Origin of the sequence: Polaribacter dokdonensis (genome assembly GCF_024362345.1) — a bacterium.
Taxonomy (GTDB): Bacteria; Bacteroidota; Bacteroidia; order Flavobacteriales; family Flavobacteriaceae; genus Polaribacter; species Polaribacter dokdonensis.
Genome location: NZ_CP101505.1, coordinates 2,514,165 through 2,539,712 on the forward strand (window position 1 = coordinate 2,514,165; position 25,548 = coordinate 2,539,712).

The 25,548-nt window shown below is 29.1% G+C and carries 22 protein-coding genes; 14 read left to right on the forward strand and 8 right to left on the reverse strand.

Annotated features, from left to right (window positions below; translation table 11 throughout):
* Positions 1-31: 31 nt before the first annotated feature.
* From LPB302_RS11165 to purD, 6 genes are read left to right on the forward strand one after another with little or no spacing between them, the layout of a single operon-like run.
* Complete coding sequence (locus tag LPB302_RS11165; RefSeq protein WP_053973475.1) at positions 32-1,012, forward strand: NAD-dependent epimerase/dehydratase family protein; 981 nt, start codon at positions 32-34, stop codon at positions 1,010-1,012.
* Positions 979-1,566: a WcaF family extracellular polysaccharide biosynthesis acetyltransferase gene (locus LPB302_RS11170; RefSeq protein WP_053973474.1), complete on the forward strand. Its 588-nt coding sequence runs from the start codon at positions 979-981 to the stop codon at positions 1,564-1,566. Before LPB302_RS11165 ends, LPB302_RS11170 begins: the two co-directional genes overlap by 34 nt.
* Positions 1,535-2,755, forward strand: a complete 1,221-nt coding sequence (locus LPB302_RS11175) for a WcaI family glycosyltransferase (protein ID WP_053973473.1) — start codon at positions 1,535-1,537, stop codon at positions 2,753-2,755. The genes LPB302_RS11170 and LPB302_RS11175 overlap by 32 nt, the downstream gene beginning before the upstream one ends.
* Position 2,756: 1 nt before the next feature.
* Positions 2,757-4,118 carry an exopolysaccharide biosynthesis polyprenyl glycosylphosphotransferase gene (locus tag LPB302_RS11180; RefSeq protein WP_074613543.1) on the forward strand — a complete coding sequence of 454 codons (1,362 nt, stop codon included), beginning with the start codon at positions 2,757-2,759 and terminating at the stop codon, positions 4,116-4,118.
* Between the two features lie 4 nt (positions 4,119-4,122).
* Positions 4,123-4,893, forward strand: coding sequence for a glycosyltransferase family protein (locus LPB302_RS11185; protein ID WP_231658699.1), 771 nt, complete (start codon positions 4,123-4,125; stop codon positions 4,891-4,893).
* Positions 4,894-4,937: 44 nt separating this feature from the next.
* Complete coding sequence (gene purD / locus LPB302_RS11190) at positions 4,938-6,212, forward strand: phosphoribosylamine--glycine ligase (RefSeq protein ID WP_053973472.1); 1,275 nt, start codon at positions 4,938-4,940, stop codon at positions 6,210-6,212.
* 3 nt (positions 6,213-6,215) lie between these two features.
* Here purD and LPB302_RS11195 read toward each other — a convergent pair whose 3' ends face one another.
* Together LPB302_RS11195 and LPB302_RS11200 are read right to left on the reverse strand one after the other, a co-directional pair.
* The gene (locus tag LPB302_RS11195; protein WP_053973471.1) at positions 6,216-7,256 is read right to left on the reverse strand and encodes a sensor histidine kinase; all 1,041 of its coding nucleotides are present in this window, start codon (positions 7,254-7,256) and stop codon (positions 6,216-6,218) included.
* Between the two features lie 9 nt (positions 7,257-7,265).
* Positions 7,266-7,955 (reverse strand): response regulator, encoded by a 690-nt coding sequence (locus LPB302_RS11200; RefSeq protein ID WP_053973470.1) that lies wholly within the window; start codon positions 7,953-7,955, stop codon positions 7,266-7,268.
* A gap of 187 nt (positions 7,956-8,142) precedes the next feature.
* On the opposite strand from LPB302_RS11200, the gene LPB302_RS11205 reads away from it, so the two are divergent.
* Entirely contained in the window at positions 8,143-10,218 is a 2,076-nt protein-coding gene (locus tag LPB302_RS11205; protein WP_053973469.1) for a T9SS type A sorting domain-containing protein, read from the forward strand.
* A gap of 88 nt (positions 10,219-10,306) precedes the next feature.
* Positions 10,307-11,026, forward strand: a complete 720-nt coding sequence (locus tag LPB302_RS11210; RefSeq protein ID WP_053973468.1) for a 3'-5' exonuclease — start codon at positions 10,307-10,309, stop codon at positions 11,024-11,026.
* Here the strand turns inward: LPB302_RS11210 and LPB302_RS11215 are convergent.
* Entirely contained in the window at positions 11,023-12,891 is a 1,869-nt protein-coding gene (locus tag LPB302_RS11215) for an ABC-F family ATP-binding cassette domain-containing protein (RefSeq protein ID WP_053973467.1), read from the reverse strand. The two genes, LPB302_RS11210 and LPB302_RS11215, sit on opposite strands and share 4 nt — an antisense overlap.
* Positions 12,892-13,197: 306 nt before the next feature.
* Here LPB302_RS11215 and LPB302_RS11220 point away from each other — a divergent pair, with 306 nt between their 5' ends.
* From LPB302_RS11220 to LPB302_RS11235, 4 genes are all read left to right on the forward strand, one after another.
* The gene (locus LPB302_RS11220) at positions 13,198-14,214 is read left to right on the forward strand and encodes a sugar nucleotidyltransferase (protein ID WP_053973466.1); all 1,017 of its coding nucleotides are present in this window, start codon (positions 13,198-13,200) and stop codon (positions 14,212-14,214) included.
* A 69-nt stretch (positions 14,215-14,283) separates the two neighbouring features.
* Positions 14,284-15,195 carry a tetratricopeptide repeat protein gene (locus LPB302_RS11225; RefSeq protein WP_255164350.1) on the forward strand — a complete coding sequence of 304 codons (912 nt, stop codon included), beginning with the start codon at positions 14,284-14,286 and terminating at the stop codon, positions 15,193-15,195.
* A gap of 1 nt (position 15,196) precedes the next feature.
* A complete protein-coding gene (lolB1, locus tag LPB302_RS11230; protein ID WP_053973464.1) occupies positions 15,197-15,967 on the forward strand; it encodes a lipoprotein insertase outer membrane protein LolB1 in 771 nt (256 codons plus the stop codon).
* Positions 15,967-17,202 (forward strand): murein hydrolase activator EnvC family protein, encoded by a 1,236-nt coding sequence (locus LPB302_RS11235; protein WP_053973463.1) that lies wholly within the window; start codon positions 15,967-15,969, stop codon positions 17,200-17,202. The genes lolB1 and LPB302_RS11235 overlap by 1 nt, the downstream gene beginning before the upstream one ends.
* A 12-nt stretch (positions 17,203-17,214) precedes the next feature.
* Here the strand turns inward: LPB302_RS11235 and LPB302_RS11240 are convergent, their stop codons facing one another.
* From LPB302_RS11240 to LPB302_RS11250, 3 genes are read right to left on the reverse strand one after another with little or no spacing between them, the layout of a single operon-like run.
* On the reverse strand, positions 17,215-17,718 hold the full coding sequence (locus LPB302_RS11240; protein WP_053973462.1) for a mechanosensitive ion channel domain-containing protein: 504 nt from the start codon (positions 17,716-17,718) through the stop codon (positions 17,215-17,217).
* 3 nt (positions 17,719-17,721) lie between these two features.
* Positions 17,722-18,234, reverse strand: coding sequence for an acyl-CoA thioesterase (locus tag LPB302_RS11245; RefSeq protein ID WP_053973461.1), 513 nt, complete (start codon positions 18,232-18,234; stop codon positions 17,722-17,724).
* A 43-nt stretch (positions 18,235-18,277) separates the two neighbouring features.
* Positions 18,278-19,183 carry an HU domain-containing protein gene (locus LPB302_RS11250; protein WP_053973460.1) on the reverse strand — a complete coding sequence of 302 codons (906 nt, stop codon included), beginning with the start codon at positions 19,181-19,183 and terminating at the stop codon, positions 18,278-18,280.
* A gap of 94 nt (positions 19,184-19,277) precedes the next feature.
* On the opposite strand from LPB302_RS11250, the gene dprA reads away from it, so the two are divergent.
* Together dprA and LPB302_RS11260 are read left to right on the forward strand one after the other, a co-directional pair.
* Entirely contained in the window at positions 19,278-20,384 is a 1,107-nt protein-coding gene (gene dprA, locus LPB302_RS11255; protein WP_176966469.1) for a DNA-processing protein DprA, read from the forward strand.
* Positions 20,385-20,422: 38 nt separating this feature from the next.
* On the forward strand, positions 20,423-21,481 hold the full coding sequence (locus LPB302_RS11260) for a hypothetical protein (protein ID WP_053973459.1): 1,059 nt from the start codon (positions 20,423-20,425) through the stop codon (positions 21,479-21,481).
* Positions 21,482-21,529: 48 nt separating this feature from the next.
* On the opposite strand, the gene LPB302_RS11265 is transcribed toward LPB302_RS11260, so the two are convergent.
* Together LPB302_RS11265 and LPB302_RS11270 are read right to left on the reverse strand one after the other, a co-directional pair.
* Positions 21,530-22,894, reverse strand: coding sequence for a hypothetical protein (locus LPB302_RS11265; protein WP_053973458.1), 1,365 nt, complete (start codon positions 22,892-22,894; stop codon positions 21,530-21,532).
* 21 nt (positions 22,895-22,915) lie between these two features.
* Positions 22,916-25,327, reverse strand: a complete 2,412-nt coding sequence (locus LPB302_RS11270; protein ID WP_053973457.1) for a TonB-dependent receptor — start codon at positions 25,325-25,327, stop codon at positions 22,916-22,918.
* Positions 25,328-25,548 lie beyond the last annotated feature (221 nt).

Genomic DNA, 25,548 nt, shown 5'->3' on the forward strand with positions numbered 1-25,548 from the left:
TGTATTTTTGACTCTTATTTTTAATTATTAGATGCTAAATAAAAAGAAAATTCTTATAACTGGTGGTTCTGGTTTTATAGGTACCAACTTAGTAGAGTTTTACAAAAATACTTCTATAGTATTAAACCTCGACATTAAAAAACCCAGAAATCCAAATCATCAAGAATTTTGGAAAAAAATAGATATATTAAACCTTGATTCGTTAACAAATGCTATTTCAAACTTTCAGCCAGACTACATATTTCATATGGCTGCAAGAACAGATTTAGATGGTGTAAATTTAGATGATTATCAGGCAAATATAAAAGGAGTAGAAAATTTAATAATAGCCTTAAAAAGCATTGAAAATTTAAGAAAAGTTATTTTTGCTTCAAGTAGATTAGTTTGCGAAATTGGATATGAACCAAAAGACGAATTTGATTATAAACCTTCTACTGTTTATGGAGAAAGCAAAATTATAGGAGAAAAAATAGTTAGAGAATCTAAAATTTTAACTGATAATTGGATTATAGTTAGGCCAACTTCCTTGTGGGGTCCTTGGTTTGATATACCTTATAAAAACTTTTTTGACACCATAGAAAAAGGTCTTTATTTTCATCCAAAAAATAAGAAAATTTACAAGAAATTTGGCTTTGTTTTAAACTGTGTTTATGTTTTAGACAAGTTATTGAATAATGATAATTTAGATAAGAAAACAATTTATCTATCAGATTTTGAGGAATTAGAAGTAAAAGCTTGGGCCAACATAATTTCTCAGTATTATCATCAAAAAGATGTTAAAGAAATTCCCTTTTTTATTTTAAAATTTATTGCTAATATTGGTGATTCAGTTAAAAAATTAGGGGTAAAAAATCCTCCCTTAACAAAGTTTAGATTAAACAATCTAATAACAAATATGTATTTTAACACTAAAGAGGTGGAATCTGTAGTAGGTGAGTTACCTTATAATATAAATAAATCAACAGAAATTACTTATAAATGGTTAACAAGAAACAGCAATACCAAGATTTAAGTAAGTTTAATGTTCCTAAGGGTTTTCGAGGTAAATCTAAGTTCATTGTTCAAATTTGGTGGATAACCGAAAAAACTCTTTTTGCCATGTCTCCTCAGTTTTTTTATGGGTGGAGAAGGTTTTTGCTAAGATCTTTTGGAGCAAAAATTGGTAAAAATGTATTAATTAGATCTTCTGCTAAATTTACATATCCTTGGAAAGTTACAATAGGAGATAACACATGGATTGGTGAAGAAACTATACTATATAGTTTAGGAGAAATAAATATTGGGAACAATGTAGCTGTTGCACATGGTATTTATTTTAATACAGGTTTACATGATTATACAAAAACAGATTTTCCAATACTAAGTGATAAAATAATTATAGAGGATGAATGTTGGATAACTAATGATGTTTATATTGCACCAGGTGTAACTATAGGCAAAGGTTCAGTCATTGGCGCAAGAAGTAGTGTCTATAAAGATATACCTAGTGGTTGGGTTTGTTATGGTAACCCTGCTAAACCAGTAAAACAGAGAATTGAGAAAAAAGATAACAATAATAGGGATTAACTACTTTCCAGAAGATACTGCAATAGGCCTATATACAACTCAATTAGCGCAACATTTAGTACAGAATAATTTTGATGTTGATGTAATTACTGGTTTTCCATACTATCCTGCTTGGAGAATTAGTGAAGCATATAAATCAAAAAGTAGGTTTTATCAAGAAACAATTAACGGAGTTAATATTTATAGATACAAACAATATGTGCCTAAAAAACCAAGTTTCTTAAAAAGAATAATTCATTTAATAGATTTTTCTGTAGGTACTTTCTTCAATATTTTTAAAGTAAAAAATACAGATTTAGTTTTATGTGTTGTGCCATTCATTGGCTCAGTATTTATAGGTAAAATTTTAGCAAAATTAAGAGGTGCAAAATTATGGGTTCATGTTCAAGATTTTGAATTTGATGCTGCTACAGATTCCAATTTAGTTGGCAATAAAAATATTATTTTTCGAACCTTATTTTGGATAGAAAGAAAACTTTTAGGTTCTGCAAATTTTGTAAGTACAATTAGTGTTTCTATGATCAAAAAGTTGGAAAACAAGGTTCCCAATATTGATAATAAATTATTATCTAATTGGGTAGATGCAAACTTTATTCAACCTAATAATTATACAACTCATAAATACCTAAATTCATCAAAATTTAAAATTTTATACTCAGGTAATATTGGAGAAAAACAAGATTGGGATTTATTTATAAAATTTGCGAAAGAATTAGAACAAAAAGAAAATATTGAGATAATTGTTGTAGGGAATGGAAGTAAAAGAATTTGGTTAGAAGAATCTTTGCTAGATTTAGAAAATATTAGATTTTACAGTCCAGTTCCATACAATGAGCTCTCTAATTTATTGTGTAGTGCAGATTTGCATGTGTTATTTCAAAAAATAGACGTTATAGATACTGTAATGCCTTCTAAAATCTTGGCAATGATGTCTAGTTCAAAAACATCGTTAATTACAGGTAATATGCAATCAGAGGTTTCTTCTATCATCAAGAAATCAAAATCTGGGATGTATTTTGATTCACAAGACTGTAAACCACTTGTTGATTTTGTACTTAAATTAAAATCAAATAAGGAATTGCAGAAGGAATTTGGAAAGAGTGCTAGAGCATATGTAATAGAGAACTACAGTAAATCTCAAATATTAGAAGAGTTTAGGTTAGAGGCTTTAAAATTAATTGAAAGTTAAATTGACAACAAAAATTAAAAAATATTCTAGATTAATTAGACCTATAATTGTTGTTTTCGACATTATAATAATTACTAGTGTTCTATATTATTTTTCAGATCAAGGCTATTTAAATAGTGAGTTTCTAATTTACATTAATCTTGTTTGGCTTTTTATAGCCTATTTTACCAAATTTTATAATGTGTATAGATATACACATATTGCTAGGTTAGTAACCTATCTTCTCTCTCAATTTTCAATATTTATCTTGGCGTTTTTCGCCTATTTTTCAATATTTAGAGAAGGTGAAGTAATTAATGAGCAATTTAATATTATTCTATCTTTTACACTTTTAATCACCTTTTTTAAACTGTTCTTCTTTTTCATACTAAAATCATACAGATTAAGTGGAAAAAATTACAGGAATGTTATTGTTTTTGGTAGTTCAAAATCAGCAAAAAATGTAATTGATTTATTTAAAAGTAAGCAAGATTTAGGATATCGATTTTTTGGTTTTTTTGCAGATAAGAAAGATGTATCAGACAAATATTTAGGAGATATTAATGCAGGCTTGATTTACGCTTCTAAAGAACAAATAGATGAGGTTTATTGCGAATCAGATTCTATTACTAAACAAAAATTAAGAGTAATAAGGAATTACTGTAGCAAAAATAATGTGGATTTTAATTTAATTCCAGAAGAGAAAGATATTTATAGTAAAGACTTAAAGTTAACCCATTATGGAACGATTCCAATTTTAAAGCCTAAAAAACTTCCTTTTGAAAAGATTGAAACTCATATTTTAAAAAGATGTTTTGACATCTTTTTCTCACTTCTTGTTTGTGTTTTTCTGCTTTCTTGGTTGTTGCCAATTTTATGGATTGTTGTAAAACTAAATTCTAAAGGAAAATTTTTATTCAAGCAGTTGAGAGATGGTGCAGATGGTAATCAATTTTATTGTTATAAAATTAGATCTATGAAAGTTAATACGCTCGCAGACAAAATAGCAACAACCATAAATGATGATAGAATTACTTCTGTTGGAGCTTTTCTAAGAAAAACAAGCTTAGATGAATTACCTCAGTTTTTTAATGTACTTAAAGGTGATATGAGCATTGTTGGTCCTAGACCTCATATGAATGTTCAAACCAAAAAATATTTAGTAGAGATAGAGAATTATTTGTTTAGAAATTCTGTAAAACCAGGTATAACAGGTTTAGCACAAGTATATGGTTATAGAGGAGAAATTAAGAAAAAATCGGACATAGATCATAGAGTTAAGTTAGATGTATTTTATATTGAAAACTGGTCATTTTTTCTAGATATTAAAATTATAGGCCTAACAATTTTAAATGTTTTTAAAGGCCAAGACAAAGCGTATTAATATCATGAAAAAAGTAGAAATATCAGCATCTGTAGTCTTGTATCATGAAAACTTAGAAGAACTTTCTAATACCATTCAATGTTTTTTAAATGTTGATATTTCAAAGAAATTATATCTAATTGATAATACAGATGATGCAAGGTTTAAAGGTTTATTTACAAATGATGATATTATTTATATTCAAAATGGTAAAAACTTAGGTTTTGGAGCAGGTCATAATGTTATACTTAATCAGATTGAAAATGATTCTAAGTATCATTTAATCTTAAATCCAGATGTTAATTTCGAATCTAGAGTAATCATAAATTTAATTGATAAACTCAAAAAGCATGAAATGGTTTCTATGATTGCTCCTAAAGTATTATTTCCTGATGGTACTTTTCAAAATTCTTGTAGAAGATACCCAAGAATTATAGAGTTATTAGCAAGACGTTTTAACCTTTTACAATCCATTTTTAAAAAGAACATCAGCAAAGGTAAATACACAGATAAAGATTTAGATGCATCGTTTTTTGCTGAATACATAACAGGCTGTTTTCATTTATACAAAACAGATGATTTTGTAAAATTAGGTGGTTTTGATGAACGCTATTTCTTGTATATGGAAGATGTTGATATCTGTAAAAAAATTCAGAAGTTAGACAAGTTAAAACTATACTATCCTAAAGAAGAAATTAGGCATGTTTTAAAACAAGGTTCTTCTAAAAACAATAAACTCTTTTTTATTCACACATTTTCTGCAATTAAATATTTTTTAAAGTGGGGTTTTAGGTAGCCAATTTTATTTAAAATATATTTGCAATCCATAAATTAATTACCATGAATATTTTAATATTAGGTTCTGGAGGTAGAGAACACGCATTTACATTAAAACTAGTTGAAAGCTCAAAAGTAAATACAGTTTTTGTAGCACCAGGAAATGCTGGTACTGCTAAAATTGCAACAAATGTGGTTATTAGTCCTACTGATTTTGAAGCTATAAAAAGTACAGTTTTAGAGAATGAAATTAAGATGGTAGTTGTTGGCCCAGAAGCACCTTTAGTAAATGGTGTACATGATTTCTTTTTGGCAGATAATGAGTTAAAAGACATACCAGTTATAGGGCCTAAAAAAGATGGTGCTTTGCTAGAAGGGTCTAAAGATTTTTCTAAACAATTTATGGAAAAGCACAATGTACCAACTGCAAAGTACAAGTCTTTTAATAACAAAAACTTAGAAGAAGGTTATGCCTTTTTAGAAACGTTACAACCACCTTATGTTTTAAAAGCAGATGGTTTAGCTGCTGGTAAAGGTGTTTTAATTCTAAATTCTTTAGAAGAAGCCAAGTCTGAATTGAAAGAGATGGTTTCGAACCAGAAGTTTGGAGAGGCTTCATCAACAGTAGTTATAGAAGAGTTTTTAAAAGGAATAGAGTTATCTGTATTTGTTTTAACTGATGGCAAAAACTATAAAATTCTACCTTCAGCTAAAGATTATAAAAGAATTGGAGAAGGAGATGTTGGTTTAAACACTGGTGGAATGGGTGCAATATCACCTGTGCCTTTTGCTGATGAAGCATTCTTAAATAAGGTAGAAGAACTTGTTGTAAAACCTACTATTAATGGCCTTCAAAAAGAAAATATAGATTACAAAGGATTTATCTTTATTGGTTTAATGAATGATAATGGAAACCCTTCTGTAGTTGAATATAATGTAAGAATGGGTGACCCAGAGACAGAGGTTGTTTTACCGAGAATAGAATCAGATTTATTTGATTTATTTGATGGTGTTGCCAATCAAACTTTACATGAAAAATCTTTTTCAGTTACCAACCAAACAGCAACAACTGTAATGTTAGTCTCAGGAGGTTATCCTGAAGCTTATCAAAAAAATAAAGAGATTAGTGGTTTAGAAAATGTGGTAAACTCAACTGTATTTCATGCAGGAACTTCTTTAGATAATAATAAAGTTGTAACCAGTGGAGGTAGAGTAATGGCTATTACTTCTTTTGGTGATTCTATACAAGAAGCTTTAGATAAATCTTATGATAGTATCGAAAAAATTTCTTTTGATGATATGAATTATAGAAAAGATATTGGTTTCGATTTAATCTAGAAATTAACTCGCTTTTTCTAATGTAAAAGAAAACTCTGAGCCTTTACCAAAAGTACTTTTAAGTAAAATATTTTCATTGTGAGCTTCAACAATGTGCTTTACAATAGATAACCCTAATCCAGATCCTCCTTGTTCACGAGATCTACTTTGGTCTACTCTATAAAAGCGCTCAAATAAACGAGATATGTGTTCTTTTTTAATTCCTTCTCCATTATCAGTTACCTTAATAATAAACTTTTTATCTGAGTAACTTTCTACACCAACATAAGTTGTACCATTTGGATTACCATATTTAATGGAGTTTACAACTAAGTTAATTAAGACTTGCTCAATTTTTTCGATATCACCTTTAACAAAAACAGGAAACTCATAAACCTTATCAAACTTTAGAGATATATTGCGTTTTTTTGCCTTCATTTCGAATAAATCAAACACATTCTGAATAAGTTCAAGAATATTAAAAACTTCGATATCTAAATTGGTACCTTCATTTTCTAATTTGGCAATCATATCTAAATCCTTAATTACAGCTACTAATCGTTCAACACCTTTGTTAGCTCTATTAAGATATTTCATCCTAATTTCTTTGTCATTTACAGCACCTTCAAGAAGGGTTAAAATATAACCTTGCACCGTAAAAAGTGGTGTTTTTAATTCGTGAGCTACATTACCTAAAAAATCTCTTCTAAAAGAATCTCTTTCTGTTAAACTTTTTATTTCTAAGCGTTTACCTTCAACAAACTTTTGCATACTCTTAGAAAGTTTATCAATATCTGTTGTAGCAGATTCTCTTTTTAAATCGTTAACGTTTAAAATGGATACTTCTTGATAAATTTTACGTAATCTCCTATAAATAAAGTGTTCAGCTCTATATTGAATGATAAAAAACGAAATAATAAATAACGCAATTATAGAAATGATGATACTTCCAAATCCTAGATTTTTACTAATCATGAAATAGGAAATAGAAGAAATAACAACAGCTAGTAAAGTTAAATATACAGCTGATGAAAGTGCATAGGAGTATGTTTTTTTAATTCTCACTAGTTAGATTTAGTCTTTTAATACAAATTTATAACCTACACCTTTTACAGTCTTAAAATGATCATCACCAATTTTCTCTCTTAATTTTCTAATATGCACATCAATAGTTCTACCACCAACAACCACTTCATTTCCCCAAACTGTATCTAAAATAACTTCTCTTTTAAATACTTTACTTGGTTTAGAGGTTAATAGCGAGAAAAGCTCAAACTCTTTTCTTGGTAAAGCTATTTTTTTACCTGCTTTATAAACTACATACTCATCTCTATCAATTACAATGTCACCAATTTTAAGCGTTTCTTCACTCTCTTCTTCATTCTTTAGTCTACGTAAAAGAGATTTAATTTTACTCACTAATACTTTTGGCTTAATAGGTTTCGTAATATAATCATCTGCACCAGCTTCAAAACCTGCAACTTGCGAGTAATCTTCACCTCTAGCTGTTAAAAAAGCAATAATTACATTTTCTAATGATTTAATTTTTCTAATTTTTTCACAAGCTTCAATACCATCCATTTCAGGCATCATAATATCTAAAAGAATTAAATGAGGTGTGTTTTTCTTTGCAGACTTTATGGCTTCTTGGCCATTTTCAGCCGTAAAAACTTGGTAACCCTCATTTCTTAAATTGTAACCAACAATTTCTAAAATATCTGGTTCATCATCTACTAGTAAAATCTTAATGTCACTTTTATTCATAATAATAAGCTTTAATGCTCCTCAAAAATAGCGATTAATATTTTATGTTTATCAGTACTTAACAATCATTTAATCTTAACTAGCTTATTTAGGGTAAATAACTTAACAATTAATTAATCTATCTATTTGATAGAAACACGCTTATATTTTTTTACTTTTATAGCTATTAATTAAAAATTAATCAAACATGAAAAAAAATTACTTATTTACATTGGTAACCCTATTTTTAACGCTGGTAGGAACCGCTCAAAGTGTTGTAATAACTGGGTATATGGATTCACCATGTCCAAGTCAATCAGGAAGGACTCTTGAAATGTATGTTGATGGAACAATAGATTTTACTGGGTGGTCAGTTATAAGACAATCAAATGGAGGAGGATTTAGTCCTGGATCTACTACAATTGATATTTCTAGTTTAGGTTCTGTTACTGATGGTTTTGTGTATTTAACAAACAATTCTTCTACTCTAGATACTGAGTTTGGAATAACTGCCAATGTAATTGTTAGTAGTAGTATAAATGGAAATGGAGATGATGGCTGGCAAGTAAATGATGCTTCTGACGCTATTATTGATAGATTAGGAGTTGATGGAGAAGATGCTTCAAATACAGCTTGGGATCATGTAGATTCATATTTATATAGAAAAGATGGTGTTGCTCCAAATGCAGGTTCTTTTGACACTAATAATTGGTTGTATGGAGGTATTAATCTTCTAGACAATAAAGGTTTATGTAACTCTGATGTAGCCTTAAGTACGTTAGTTCCTCTAGGTTCATATTCAACAACAGCTTCTACTACACCTACTATTATAGTTGGTAGTGCAGTAGCTGGTTTAGATTATTTTGAAGCAAATGGACCTTCAGCAGAAAAAGAAATGACTATTAGTGGAGATAATTTAACAGCAGACATTACTGTTACTGCCCCAACTAATTTTGAAGTTTCTTTAACTTCAGGTGCATCTTTTGCATCTTCTGTTACTTTATCTCAAATCTCAGGATCAGTAAGTTCTACAACTGTTTATGTAAGATTAGCTTCAGGTTTGTCTGCAAATACTTATTCAGGTGATGTAACTGCAAGCTCTGCAGGTGCAACTGATAAAACAATTGCAGTTTCTGGAGAGGTAAGTCCAGCAGATCCTCAATTCTCTTTTACAGCTTTCTTAGATCAATTTAATTATATTGAAGGAAATGGACCTTCAGCAGAACAAGATTTTACTGTAGAAGGATTATTTTTATCAAGTGATCTAATTGTTTCTGCACCAGCAGAATTTGAAGTTTCTTTAACAAGTGGTTCAGGTTTTTCTGCTGCAGTAAGTATTACTCCAAGTTCAGGAACAGTAGCTACAACTACAGTTTATGTTAGATTAAAAGCAGGTTTAAGCGAAGCAAATTATACAGGTGATATTACGTTATCGTCTACAAATGTAACAGATAACACAATTGCAGTAGAAGGTAAAGTTTTTGGACCAATAACGAACAGTATAGTAATTACTGGAGTTTATGATGGTTCTCTTTCTGGAGGTACTCCAAAAGGTGTTGAACTTTATGTATTAAAAAATGTTGCAGATTTAAGTGTTTATGGAATAAGTTCTGTTTCTAATGGAGGTGGTTCTACAGCAGGTAATGTTGAGTTTCCATTAACAGCAGGTGCAGCTTCTGCAGGTACATTTATTTACATATCTACAGAAGACACTAACTTTAATACATTCTTTGGTATGATGCCAGATTATACAACAGGTACTGTTGGTATTAATGGAGACGATTCTATTGAATTATATGAAAATGGACAAATAATTGATGTTTTTGGAGATGTTGATCAAGATGGTACTGGTTTAGATTGGGATTATTTAGATGGATGGGCTTATAGAAAATCTAATACTGGTCCTGAAGGAACTACATTTACAACAACAAACTGGACATATAGTGGAGTTGATGGTTTAGAAGGAGGAACTAATAATGCAACTGCTAATACACCTTTTCCAATTGGTACTTATGCAAATAGTACAGCTTCAGTTAGAAATAATTCTATAGATGGTTTTGCACTTTATCCAAATCCTGTTACAAATAATAATTTAACAATTACTAGTAATAGTGCTGAAGTTAAAAATGTTTCAATTTTTAATGTTTTAGGTAAAAATGTTTTAAGTACATCTGTTTCTGGTAACAGAGCAGAAATTAATACTGCATTATTATCATCAGGAATTTATATTATTAAAGTTCAAGAAGGCTTAAATACTGCAACTTCTAAGTTGGTAATTAAATAAGTTTTTTACTTTCATATCAATACAAAAGCTCTGAATTTTCAGAGCTTTTTCTTTTTTACTATATTTATAAAAAAGAAATTGTATTGCTATGAATTTAACTTATCAGTTAAATGATATCTTATTTTTAGATATCGAAACTGTTCCTCAAGAAGAACATTGGTCTACTTTATCAGAAGAAACTAAACATTTATTTGAAGCTAAAACAAAATATCAAAGAAAAGAAGAATTTACTGCAGAGGAGTTTTATGATAGAGCAGGAATTTGGGCCGAATTTGGTAAAATAGTATGTATATCTGTAGGCTACTTTAATAATACAGATAAAACAAAACAACTAAGAATTCGATCTTTTTTTGGTGATGATGAGCATCAAATTCTTACTGATTTTAAACAATTGTTAGATAAACACTTTGCCAAAAAGTCTAATATCTTATGTGCACATAATGGAAAGGAATTCGATTTTCCTTTTATTGCTAGAAGAATGATTGTTCATAAAATAGAATTGCCTAAAAAACTAAATTTATTTGGTAAAAAACCTTGGGAAGTACCTCATTTAGATACATTAGAACTTTGGAAGTTTGGCGATTTTAAGCATTACACATCCTTAAAATTGCTAACCTCAATTTTAGGTATTCCATCTCCCAAAGATGATATTGATGGCAGTGAAGTAGCCAAAGTTTATTACAAAGATAAAGACATACAAAGAATTGTTACTTATTGCGAAAAAGATACAATAGCAGTTGCACAAATATTATTAAGATTCAATAATGAAGCAATTATTACTAAAGAAGAAATTGTTAATATAGATTAATCTTCTAATTTCATAGAAAGTTCTAACCAACGTTCTTCTTTTTGTTCTAAGTCGATTATAATCTGTTGTAATTCTTCAGATTTCTTTGCAATATCTTTTTCTGCAATTTCTACATTTAGAAATTGTTTTTCAATACGTTCTTTCTGATTTTGTAAACGCTGAATCTCATCTTCTAAAGCACCAAATTCTCTTTTCTCATTATAACTTAATGAATTTTTTTGAGATTTAGTTTCAACAGGCTTTACTTCGGTTTTTACATTTATAATTTCTTCTTGCTCATATGGATTTGAGTTTTCATATGCTCTAAAGTCTGAATAATTTCCAGGAAAGTTCTCTACAATTCCATCACCTCTAAATACAAAAAGTGCATCAACTATTTTATCCATAAAATACCTGTCATGCGAAACCACCATTAAGTTTCCTGGGTAATCTAATAGGAAATTTTCTAATACATTTAAAGTAACCACATCTAAATCATTAGTAGGTTCATCTAAAATTAAAAAATTTGGATTTTGAATTAAAACAGCACACAAATACAAACGCTTTTGTTCACCTCCAGAAAGTTTTTCTACAAAATCGTACTGTTTCTTTTTATCAAATAAAAAACGTTCTAATAATTGGGAAGCAGATATTTTTCTTCCTTTTGTAAGTGGAATAAATTCGCCAAATTCTTTGATTACTTCAATTACCTTTTGGCCTTCTTTTATGTTGATTCCAGATTGTGTATAGTATCCAAATTTTACAGTTTCACCAACAACAACTTTTCCACCATCAACAGGATTTTTTTGAGTAATAATATTTAAAAAAGATGATTTTCCTGTACCATTTTTACCTATAATTCCAATACGTTCTCCACGCTTAAAAACATAATCAAAACCATCTAAAATAACCTTGTCACCATAAGATTTATGCAATTTATGAAGTTCAAGAATTTTACTTCCTAAACGTTCCATATTTATCTCTAATTGAACTTTATAGTCTTTTCTGCGTTGATGTGCTTTCTCTTTAATTTGATAAAAATCATCTATTCTAGATTTAGATTTTGTAGTTCTTGCTTTTGGCTGTTTACGCATCCAATCTAACTCTTTCTTAAAAAGATTTTTTGCTTTTTCTGTAGTAACCTTTTCAAGTTGAATTCTTTCTTCTTTCTTCTCTAAGTAGTAAGAGTAGTTTCCTTTATACTTATATATTTTACCATGGTCTAATTCTAAAATTTCATCACATACACGTTCTAAAAAATAACGGTCATGAGTAACCATAAATAGGGTAATTTTTTCTTTTGAGAAAAAATCTTCTAACCACTCAATCATTTCTAAGTCTAAGTGGTTTGTTGGTTCATCAAGAATTAATAAATCTGGTTTGCTAATTAAAACAATGGCTAAAGACAGACGTTTTTTTTGACCTCCAGAAAGAGAAGAAATTTTCTGGCTAAGATCATCTAACTTTAACTTCGATAATATTTGTGTGTATTGGGTTTCAAAATCCCAAGCATTATATTGATCCATTAAATCAAATGCAGTTTGGTAAGCATCTGCATCATCAGGATTTTTTAAGGCTTTTTCATATTGATTGATAACCGATAAAATTTTATTATCAGTATCAAATATGGTTTCTTCTATGGTTAAATCTGGATTTAAATCATCATTTTGAGCCAAATATGCTATAGAAATATCTTTTCTGCTTACAATTTGTCCAGTATCAGAACTATCTAAGCCAGCTATGATATTTAGAATTGATGTTTTACCTGTTCCATTTTTTGCAACAAATGCTATTTTCTGATCTTTATTAATACCAAATGAGATGTCTTCAAACAAAACACGCTCACCATAAGATTTAGATATATTTTCAACGGAAAGATAATTCACAAATAAAAATTTAGTTTGTACAAAGAAACAAAAAACCCAAGATTTAACTTGGGTTTTTTACATCATTTGCAAATGATTTCTTTGTGGGGGAATTTGGGGGATTTTTGGGGGATTAATTTCTTGATGTAAAATTACTTTAAATAAGAGTACTTGTCAATCCCTATAAATAGGGAAATTTCACCCTCCCTATTTATGGGGAGGCTTCTCCCTATTTATGGGGAGATTTTAATTTTTTAGCCAGGAAACAATTTTACATTTCTACTATTTAATACTATCTTGCAACTATATATAGATAAAGAATATTTTATGAAAATTATAGTGCCAATGGCAGGTATAGGTTCACGTTTAAGACCTCATACATTAACAGTTCCAAAACCACTTACAGTAATTGCTGGTAAGCCAATTGTACAACGATTAGTAGAAGACATTGCTTCTGTAATAGATGAAGAGATAGATGAGATTGCTTTTGTAATAGGAAGCAGAGCTAAAGGTTTTCCTGCAGATACAGAAGAAAAGCTGTTAAGAATAGCAGATGAATTAGGGGCAAAAGGCTCTGTATATGTGCAAGATGTTGCTTTAGGTACAGCTCATGCCATTTATTGTGCTAAAGAATCTTTAAGTGGGCCATGTGTAGTTGCTTATGCAGATACTTTATTTAAAGCAGATTTTACGTTAGATGTAAATGCTGATGGTGCAATTTGGGTAAGTAAAGTAGAAAACCCAAGTGCTTTTGGAGTTGTGAAATTAGAAGAAGGTATTATTACAGATTTTATAGAAAAACCAAAAGACTTTGTATCAGATTTAGCAATAATTGGTATTTATTATTTTAAAAGTGGAGAAAAACTACTTGAAGAAATTCAATATTTAATTGATAATGATTTAAAGGAAAATGATGAGTATCAATTAACCAATGTTTTAGAATCTTTGAAACAACAAGGGGCTAAATTTATACCAGGAACTGTAAGTACTTGGATGGATTGTGGTAAAAAAGACCCAACTGTAGATACCAATAAACAAACCTTACATTTTGAACATGAAGCAGGTAATAATTTAGTTGCTGATGATGTTGTTTTAGAAAACTCAGAAATTATTCAACCTTGTTTTGTAGGTAAAAATGTGGTATTGAAGAATACAAAAATTGGTCCTTATGTATCAATTGGTGAAAATAGCATAGTTGAAGATTCAACCATTAAAAACTCATTAATACAAACTAATGTTGCGATTTCTAATGCCAAATTAGATAATGCAATGATTGGTAATCACGCAAAATATAATGGAGATTATACTTCTGTCAGTATTGGTGATTACACAGAATTAACGTAGATGACAAACATCGAAAACACGAAAATACATGAACAAGAGAGGCAATTTAATTTTTTTAGATTGGCTCTTTTGTCTTTAATTTTTTGTTTTATTTCGATTAACAATTATGCTCAAGATAGTATTCCAGAAAAGCAAGATTTAACAGAAGAAGCAGAACTAAAATTTCAAAACTTCTTTTTTAAAGCATTATCAGATAAATCGATTGGTAATCATCAAAAAGCCATCGAAAATTTAGAAAGTTGTAATCAACTTCTAGAGAATAATACAGCAGTCTATTTTGAGTTTTCTAAAAACTATTTATTCTTAAATAAAGTAAATTTAGCTAAAGAATATATTACAAGAGCTTTACAAAAAGAGCCTAGTAATATTTGGATGTTAAAACATTTAGTTAAAGTATATCAAAAAGAAAATAATTTAGAAGATGCAATTGCAGCGCAAAAAAAAGTAGTAGCAATTAACCCTAAAGAAAGACCATTTTTAGTGAGGCTTTATCTTTATAATAGAGATTATGACAAAGCAATTTTATTGATGGAACTTTTACAGAATGAAAATGCATTAACCTCAGATTTAAAAAGGATAAAACAACGTTTAAATACAAGGAAAGTTCCAGAACAAAAGGCGCTTAAGTTAAATGATATTTCAGTTTTGCAACAAAAGTTTCAGAAAGATAAATCTTATGAAATTTTAGAGCAGATATTAAAAATTTCTCACTCGAATTCAACTAATCTTTTAAAGTACAGTGAAGAAGGTATTGCATTGTTTCCTGCACAGCCATTTGTTTATTTAACGAAGGCTAGAGCTCTAAATAATCAGAAAATGTATAAAAAAGCGTTAGTTACTTTAAAGAATGGTATCGATTTTGTTATAGATGAGCAAATGGAGGTTAGTTTTTACATAGAAATGGCTAATGCTTACAAAGGCTTAGGTTATGTAAATGAAGAGAATAAGTACAAGCAAAAAGCCAAGCAATTAAAAAGTTAAAATGAGGTATATAAAATTTTTAGTACTTTTTACAATAGTTTTTACGTCATGTAAAGCCAATAAAAATATGATTGATGCAACTGCAGTAGCTAAGAATATTTCGTCAAAAAAAGTAGCTAGAAGACATATGGCTGCTAATTTTGATAAGCAAACCATAGACGCTAAGCTTAAAGTAAATTTTGATAATGGTAAAACAAATCAAAATTTAACTGTGAGTATGAAGATGAAAAAAGACGAAGTAATTTGGTTGAGAGGAACAAAGTTTATAACTGTATTTAAAGCAGAAATTACCCCAACCAAAGTACGTTACTATTCCTCTGTTTTTAAACATTCTTTTGAAGGTGATTTTTCGATGCTTAAAGAATTATTAGGAGTAGAAATTAATTTTGAACAATTGCAAAACTTATTCTTAGGTCAGGCCTTGCTAGATGTAACTGAAGAAAAACAAGATGTATCTGTAATGAATAACAGATATATTTTAAACCCTGAGCAACAAGCACTACTTTATGATATTTTTTATACTATAAATCCTGCTCATTATAAATTAGATAATCAAAGTATTGTAAATGAAGCAAAAGGTTTACGATTAGACATTAAATACCCAAATTATAATTTAATAAATTCAGTAGTTTTTCCTACTGCAATAGAAATTAAAGCCAAAGATAAAAAAAGAGTTACAGCAATTGATTTAGAGTATAGAAGTGTAGAATTTGACACAGATGTAACTATGTCTTTTAATATGCCTAGTGGTTATAAGAAATTAACTTTTTAATGAGGTTTACCAAGTTTAACATACTGTTTTTTTTACTTGTTTTAGTGGGTAACACCCTTTTTTCTCAAACTAGAAAAGAGTTAGAAAATCAGCGAAAAAAATATAAATCTGAAATTAAACAATTAAATAACCTTCTTTTTACTGAGGTAAAAAAAGAACGCAATGTTTTAGAGGAATTAAAGGATATAAAACAGAAAATTGAGGTTAGAAATAAACTAATAAATACCATCAATTTAGAGTCAAAATTATTGACGAGTGAAATCCGTAAAAACGAAAAACAAATAGCAAAACTAAACAATAATTTAAGCGATCTTAAAAAGGATTATGGCAATATGATTTACAAATCTTATAAAAGTAAATCTCAGCAAAGTAGAGCCATGTTTTTATTGTCTTCACAGAATTTTTATCAAGCTTATAAAAGGTTAGAGTATATGAAACAATATACTGCCTTCAGAAAAAAACAAGGAGAAGAAATTGTAAGTCAGACTCTTGTTATTGGTAAAATGAATGATTCTTTACTGTATCAAAAACAAATAAAAGACACATTAATTTTATCAGAAATCAATCAAAAAAAAGCCATAGAATCTGATAAAAGTAAACAAGAAAATTTATTATCTTTAATTAAAAAGAAAGAAAATAAATACAAAAAAGATCTTAAGAAAACCATTCAGGAAGAAAAGAGAGTAACTGCTAAGATTGATAAAATTATAAAAGAAGAAATAGAAAGAGCAAATAGATTAGCACTTGCAAAACTTAAAAACAAACCTAAAACAGTTAAGAAAAATGAGTTTATTTTAAGTCCAGAAGCTAAGGCTTTAGCTGCTAGATTCGATTTGAATAAAGGCAAATTACCTTGGCCAGTTTCTGATGGAATTATTGTTAGAAAGTTTGGAGTTCAACCACATCCTATTTTTCCAGGAATTACAATTAATAGTACAGGTGTTCACTTTGTAACCTCTAGAGGAGGTGAAGCTAAATCAATTTTTGATGGAGAGGTTTTTAATGTCTTAATTGGTTCTGGAGGTAAAAAGAATGTTTTGGTTAGGCATGGTAATTACATAACTTCTTATAATAACCTAGAAAGTTCTTACGTTCAAAAAGGCGATAAAGTAAAAGTAGGGCAGAGCTTAGGTAAAATTTTTACTGATAAGATAAATGGTAAAACTACGTTGGTTTTTGTGTTGCTTAAAAACACAGTAAAACTAAACCCTGCTTCTTGGATGCTAAAAAGATAGGGTAGCACTATTCTATTTCTGTGGTTTAAACCTAATGTTTTTTTGAAGAATTACAGTGTTTGGTAATGTAATTAAATCACCATCTTCTACAGTTAAAGTGATAAAAAAAGCGCCAATATCATTAATAACGCCAGTAATATTATTGTCTTTCTCTAAAATTGTAATAGTATCACCAATTTTAACAGGATAATTAATATAAAGAATTAAGCCAGCAGTAATATTGGCTAAAATAGACCATTGTGCAAAGAAAGCAATACCTAAAATGGTTAAGAAAGAAGATACATAAACCATCAATTGTTTCTCATCTACACCCCAAATAAAAGCGATTAAAACAATTACTGCAGCATAAACCAAAAAGGTTATAATTCTATTTACAATTAAAACTCTTGTTTTTTGAAACCCAAACTTATTTCGAATTTTCTTTAAAGAATTCGTAATCATTATTCTAATAATAGAGCCTACTAATATTATAATTAGCGATTCTATAATTTTAAAATGATCTAAATATTCTAACATAAGTTAAGACTTAAAAAGTGCTTTTAATTCTGTTGCATCATCTGGTTTCATTTTTCCTGCTAAAACCAAACTTAATTGTTTTCTTCTAAGAGCGCCATCAAAACGAACTTTTTCTAATTCTGTTTCTGGTTTAATTTGTGGAATTTGCACAGGTTTACCAGTTTCATCTACAGCAACAAAAGTATAAATACCTTCATTAACCTTTGTACGTAAACCAGATTGTCTGTCTTCAATCCAAACATCTACATAAATTTCCATAGAAGATTTGAAGGCTCTAGAAACTTTTGCTTCTAAAGTAACAACACTACCTACAGGTACAGATTTATTAAAGGCAACATGATTTACAGAAGCAGTAACTACAATTCTAGATGAATGACGTCTTGCAGCAATACTACAAGCTCTATCCATTCTCGCTAACAACTCACCTCCAAAAAGATTATCTAGGTAATTTGTGTCTCCAGGTAAAACTAAATCAGTAAGTGTTGTTAAAGATTCTCTAGGCGTTTTCGCTTCCATTTTTAAAATTTCTGCAAAGATAAGGATAGCCCTTAAATAAATGTTATTTTTTTACTAATAACCAAGCATCTTTAGATACAGAGTCTTGTATTTTGTAAAGCTCATTTATAGCATCATTTCTATCTGCAAAACTACTAAATACAACTTCTGTTAAGCCCCATTTATTAACGCCAATAATACTTGCTTGGTAACCTTCTTTTTTAAGTTGATTTACTTTCTTATTTGCATTTTCTGGAAATTGAAAAGCGCCTGCAACAATGTGATATGGTTTTGCAACTTCTTTAACAACATTTAATTCAATGGTTGGTAGAGGGTTTGCAATAGTAAATGTAGCAGCCTGAATCTTTTTTTCTAATGCTTTTTCTTGAGAAGCTAAGATTGTATTTTGTTTGTTTTGTTGATAAAGGTTGTTACCAACATAACCTAATGTTAATAAAATAGCAGCTGTTGCAGCATATTTTAATAGTGTAGGTAGTACTTTTTTGTTATCTGTATTAATAACTGGCACTAAAGGTTTTACAATTGTTTTTTGTCTCTCAATTTCTGATATAGTTACATTAGCTAAACCAAAAGATTCTGCTAAATAATTTACACTTGTATTAGGCTCAAAAATTATTTGCTGATTTTCATTTAAGCTTAAAACACCAACTTCTTCTAATTCTAAAGACTTGTTTTGTAAATTAACGTTCCAATTATTTACAGCAGTTGCTATAGCTTTATTAGCATCTTCAAAAGAAATAGTTTCTACAGAGGCTATGTAATTTGCTAATAAACCATCATTCTCTTTTAAATTATTATTAAAAGCGATTTGTTTAAATGGTGGCAAAAAATTAGAAGTATTAGTATTATAAGATGCACTCATTCTGTTGGTAATAAAACCTCCAAAATTAGGTACAATAACACAATCGTATCTGTATAGTAAGTCTTTGATGTAGTTGGCTAAAATCATATAAACAAATATATAAATTCTAGGGAGTTTTGGTAATCTGACTAGCAATATTTATCAACAATTATTTTATATATTGGTTCTCAAATTGTTACTGATGAAAGACGAAAAATTACTTGCAGTTTTGCGCTTGCAAAAAAGTAAGGCAATAGGAGATATACTTGCCAAAAAACTCATTGCAACTACAGGTGATGTTGAAAATATATTTACACAAAAGGCATCAACTTTAGAGAAAATAAACGGAATTGGCTCTCATGCTCTAAAGCATTTATTTGACAAGGAAAATTTAGAAAAAGCACAAAATGAACTGAAATATATTAGAGATAATAATATTTCTTATACTTATTTTTTAGAGGATGATTATCCTCAAAATTTAATTAATTGTATTGATAGCCCAATTTTGTTATTTAAAGATGGTAACATCGATTTTTCTAATAACTCTAAATTTATTTCTATTGTTGGTACCAGAAATATGAGCTCTTATGGAAGTCAGTTTTGCAATCAATTAATTAAAGATTTAAAACAATACAATCCTATAATAGTTAGTGGTTTTGCTTATGGTGTAGATATTTGTGCACACAAAGCTGCAATTGAAAATAATTTACAGACCATTGCAGTTTTGGCTCATGGATTTGAGCAAATTTATCCTAAAGTGCATAAGAAATACATTCATCAAGTAAATGAGAATGGTGGTTTTCTGACTGAGTTTTGGAGTGAAGAGCAACCTTTACGTGAAAATTTTTTAAGAAGAAATAGAATTGTAGCTGGTATTTCTAAAGCTACCATAATTATAGAATCTGCAGAAAAAGGAGGTTCTTTAGTAACTGCAGATATTGCCAATTCTTATAATAGAGATATTTTTGCTTTACCTGGAAGAGCAACAGATGTTTATAGCAAAGGCTGTAATAATTTAATTAAAAATAACAAAGCAACGTTACTGACTTCTGCAGATGATGTCGTAAAAATGCTCAATTGGGATTTGAATTCAACTGAAACAAAAATCATTCAAAAACAGCTTTTCATTGAATTGAATGAAAACGAACAGAAAATTTATGATTTTCTCTTCGAAAAAGGGCAACAGCTACTAGATGTTATTGCTTTAGAATGTAATATTCCCATTTTTCAATTATCATCAATATTATTACAAATGGAGTTAAAAGGAGTTTTAAAACCTTTACCTGGTAAAATGTTCGAAATTATTTAAACATTATCTGTATTTTTGAGTTAAATCAATAATTTAAAATGGCAGTAGAGAAGAAGTTGATGTCTAAGAAAAAGCCAGCATTTCCTGTAAATGAAATGCTAGGTGCCTATTTAAAAAATTATAAGAGAGATATAAATATCTCTATTTATTACGAAGATTTATTACGTTTTCAAGGCTCAGTAACTGTTTATGATAAAAATGATGAAGACACACTTTGGATACGAACCTATTATTCAGATTCTGATAGAGCAGAAATAGATTTAAGTTTAAAAAGAGTGTATACCTTATTGCATTCTGATGGTAATGAAGATACAATGCCATTTTTAAATGTAGATGCTGTAGACTATTGTACGTTTGGAAACTCAAAACCATTTCGTATAAAAATCAGAAATATTTTAAATGATAATTTTACTTATTTCTATGTAAAAAAAGCAGATGCCTCTAGAATTTATGGTTTGGAGTTAGAGCACATTTTATCTCCTTATAGCATGAACTTTTTAGTACATGGAAATACCTTAATAGAAGAACATATTGCAGGAATTCCTGGAGATGATTTTATAAGAGATATTCTACCTACTTGTACAGAATCAGAAAAATCTCAAATAGCAAAAGAGTTTGTGAAATTTAAAGAACGTTGTTTGATAAGGCTTTTGGGTGATATGCGATCTTACAATTATGTAATTACACCTACACATGATTTTGATCAAATTATTTATAAGATAAGAGCTATAGATTTCGATCAGCAGTCTTTTGAAGGTAACTTAAAAGTATATAATCTTCAGTTTATGAAAGAGAATTTTAAAATGGTAGAAATGGTGAGTAAGAAATTACAAAACGATTCTATTAGGCAATATAAAATTGAAGAAAGATCTTACATGGCTAAAAGGATGATTACAACTCCTAGAAGAACCTTAAGGTTAATAAAGTGTATGAAAAATGACACGATTTCTTATCCAGAAAACATAGAACTTTTAAAGAAACATTTAATGCAATATGTGGGTGATGTAAAGTTTAAAGACTGTGCAAACATGGGTGAAATTTTAGAAACCATCTTAGCTTTTGTAAAACGAAACTATTTAGATATTAGTACAAAATAAAAAAAGCACAAACGTAAGTTTATGCTTTTTTACTTTATTTAAAGTTTACTAGAAAGCACCAATAAAATGACTTCCTTCTACATTCACTAACTCAGCACCTTTAGTAACTGATCCATTAGCTGTATTTATGATATAAATGTTTCCATTTTTTCCTACAGGAGCTTGTGTTACAAATACATCATCACCATCAACAACAAAACCTTGATATTGAAATAAATAGAAATCTATATCATAAGGTATTTCTGTTATTTGTTGTGCAGTTTTTGTGTTTAAATCTGCCAAAGCAAAATACCCTTGAGCACCTGCAACACCATCTGCAGAACCATCATGTCTGTAAGCAATTATAGCTTTACCAGATTCAGTAGGTCTCCAAGCTAAAATATAAGCACCTTCTATACCTAAGGCATCATCTAAATTAAAATCGTAAGAATTATCATATTCATTATTGGCATCAATTTTTAAGATATGAGAACCTTCAGGATCACTTTGGTTTGCTTGATAAACACTTCCATTATATTCAAATGCATTGATACTTCTGTAGCCATTTGTGTTTCCAAAACCAACTGTAGAAGTGATAATTGTTGGATTTAATAAAGAAGGATAATCTAACACAATTGTTTTTGAACCTAAAATTTCGTAATCATCTTCTCTCTCTGCAGTTAAAGGATTTACTTTACTTAAACGTGCACCAATATATAATTTGTTTCCTGCTGCATTTAATGTAGGCATATCAATTCTAGAAATGTAATAACCTAAAGCTTCTTCTTCTGTAGTTAATGGTATGCTTGCTTCTTGAAAGTTCTTTATTACAGAGTTTTCTAAGTCTAAAGTTACAATTCCCATTGTTGCCTCTGTTCTTTTATACACATCATCAGTTTCGTCATTTGGTGTTCCATTATCATCAAATTGATTTTCTGTAGAAACATAAACTGCTGCACCAGTTTTATCACCATCAAACAATTTAATCCATCTAGGAGCAGAACCTACATAAGGTGCAATACTTACTTCAGAACCCGTAAGTGCAAAATCTTGCCCTCCATTTACGGTGTATTTTGAGTAATTACCTCCTGTATCTCCTGCATAACTTATGTTAAAAATAGTGTTACCATCTTCTGAAGATTGTAACCTTGCAGTTCTGTTAGAAGGTACTATAAATCCGTTATCAAAAGGTGCTATAGATTTAGTTGGGTCTTTGGCATCTTCAGCATTAATAGCATAAATTAAAGTTCCTCCATTTCCATCTCCTGGATTATCACCCATTTTTGCAGCAGCTACAGTAATCCATCTTCCACCATCTATAGGATTTGTTTCTGGATCTAATTCTTCATTTACAGTTTTGTCACAAGAAGTTAATAAACCTGCAAATAGTGCAAATGACATTAACATTCTAACATTTAAAAATTTACGTATCATAATAGTTTGTATTTATTTTGGTTAAAATTTATTTATTGAATAATTGAGTTTAAAATAGAAAGCTCTTCCTGGTTTTTGAACAGACAAATTGTCGTAAACAGCTGCATTAAAAACATTTTTAATATCGAAGCTAAACACTAATTTGTTGTTTGGAAAGGCATAGCTTAAACCTAAATCTTGAGCTAATTGTTGAGGTACTTTAAAGAAATCATCACCTACAGTATTTGATCCTTGAGGAACTAAATAAGAGAATTCGTCTGTAAAATATAGATTGTAAAAAAGGTTTAAATTTGATTTTTTCTGGATTACATTTTTAAGTGAATAGCGTAAACTACCATTCATAGTAAAAAATGGGGTGTTAGGTACATCAATTTCTACACCTCTGTTTATTACCTTTAAATCGAAACGAGATATGTTAAAATTTGCACCAAAATTATCATCATAATTATAACTTATTTGCGCATCAAATCCTTTAGATGTTCCACTTCCTTGATTTACATATAGAATTAATTCATTATTAATATTAGTTGAATTTTCAATAGGTAAACCAATTCTATCTTTTAGATTTCTGGTAAATAAGTTGGTTGTAATTGTAAAGTTGTGTTTTTTAAATCGATAAGTTCCAAATCTAAAACCTAGATTATAGTTGTTACTTTGTTCTGGATTTATGCTTGGGTTTGCGACTACATTATCTCCATCATTTCCAAAAACCTCAGTTTCATTAGGTAAACGAATTGCTTTTTCTGCAGAAGTTAAAAGTGTAACTTTAGGGTGTAAAGTATAAGAAAGTGCAAAACCATAACCATTAAAGTTATTATTACTGCTGATATTCTCATCAACAATAATGTCATTTCCATTTTCATCTTGAGCTATTGTAGGATCTGTACTTACTGTTTTCTGATGGTAATGTTTGCCAAATACATTGGCTTTTAGCTTATTATTAATTGCATTTAGTTCGTAAGAAAATGAATAGATGTTTTTTCTCAATTCTCTAGTGCCTAAAAATGTATTTTCTAACACAGATCTAAGTTCATCACTATCTTTCCTATCAATTCCACTAAAAACATGGTTTATTAAAAATTTGTGATTCTTATTTAGAGCATAAGAAATACCAGTTCTAATAGATGCCACATTTCTATTAATTTTTGCAAGTGTAGGACCTCCTTCTTGTTGTGAACCCCAGGAATAATCGAATTCATTTCCTCTAAAATCAAGGGCTTTTTCGCCATTCCAACTATAAGCTGCAGCAACAGTATCGTTTACAATTCTATTTCTGTTACCATATAAAGCGTTTATATTTAAGTCTAAACCTTTGGTAAAAATGTTTTTCTTTTGATAAATTAGGGTTGCTAATTGAGCATCAGATTCAAAATAACGCCCTTTGTAAGGAGTAATGGTTATAAAAGCTCCATGCTGAACTTCTTTATAATCCTCTGAACCTGTAAAACCTATTAGAAACTGATCTGCCCATTTTACATCTGTAAAACCAACTTGAAACATTCCACCTGTGCTCCTGTAAGCATCATTAAATCTTTCAGCAACAATTGGAGTTTGTGTACCACCTAAACCTGTAACCACAACACTTCTACCAGAAACCTTGTAGTTGTTGTCTGAATAATTTTGAAATAAATAAGTTTTAAAAGTTAAACCTGTTTCTTTAAAACGATATAACCCATTTACACTAGTTTGAGAAGTGTTAAATGAACCATAAGAAAAACCAGCATTAAAATTGCTTTTCGTTGTTTTATGCAATACAATATTTATAGCACCACCTAAAGCATCATCTGCTAAATGACCAGGAACAACACCTTTATAAACTTCTATATTTTTAATTATTGATGGTGGAATACTATTTAGGTTGAAAGATGAACCATACATGGAAATAGGAATTCCGTCTATAAAAATTCTTACTGCATTACCAGATAAACCATTTAAACTATAATTTACTTCTGAGCCTAAACCACCATTTTGTCTGATTTTTACACCAACAGTTGTGTTTAATAATTCGTTAGTTTGTATGTTTCTTAAACTGGCTTCTTTAGTTTCAATAACATTAACAGAGAAACCTTTTGTTTCGATTTTTGTTTTTTTAGACTTAGTGTTTACAAGTACTTCATTTAATTCATTTTTTAGAAATGGAAGCATAATATTAAATACTTGTTTCTTAGAATTAATTTTAATTTGGATGTCTTTTGGTTCTGAGTTTAAAGACCTAATCTGTAATAAGTGGGTACCAAATGGGATACCTTTTAATTCATATGATCCATCAAAATTTGAAGTAGTTTCTTTAAATAAATTTTTACCATTAATTACTAGGTAAGCATCAACTACAGGTTCTTCTGTATCAAATTTTATAGTTCCATAAATAGCACCTTCTTGACAAAGATTAATGCTCGTTAAAAACATAAAAAACCAAAAAACTATAATTCTCATTGCGAATATTTTTGGCAAATATAGTTTTATTTATATTTAATCTAAATAAAAATAGTAAAATTATGAATTTTTTATTTTGGTCTAATGCAATCTATTAAATTGTAAAAAATGGTCTTAAAATAATGGTAGATGTTTAACTATTCTGTTAGAAGTTTATATAATTAATTGTTTAGTGCATTAATACTTATGCTAGTTGATATTCATCATATTTTAATTGAAGT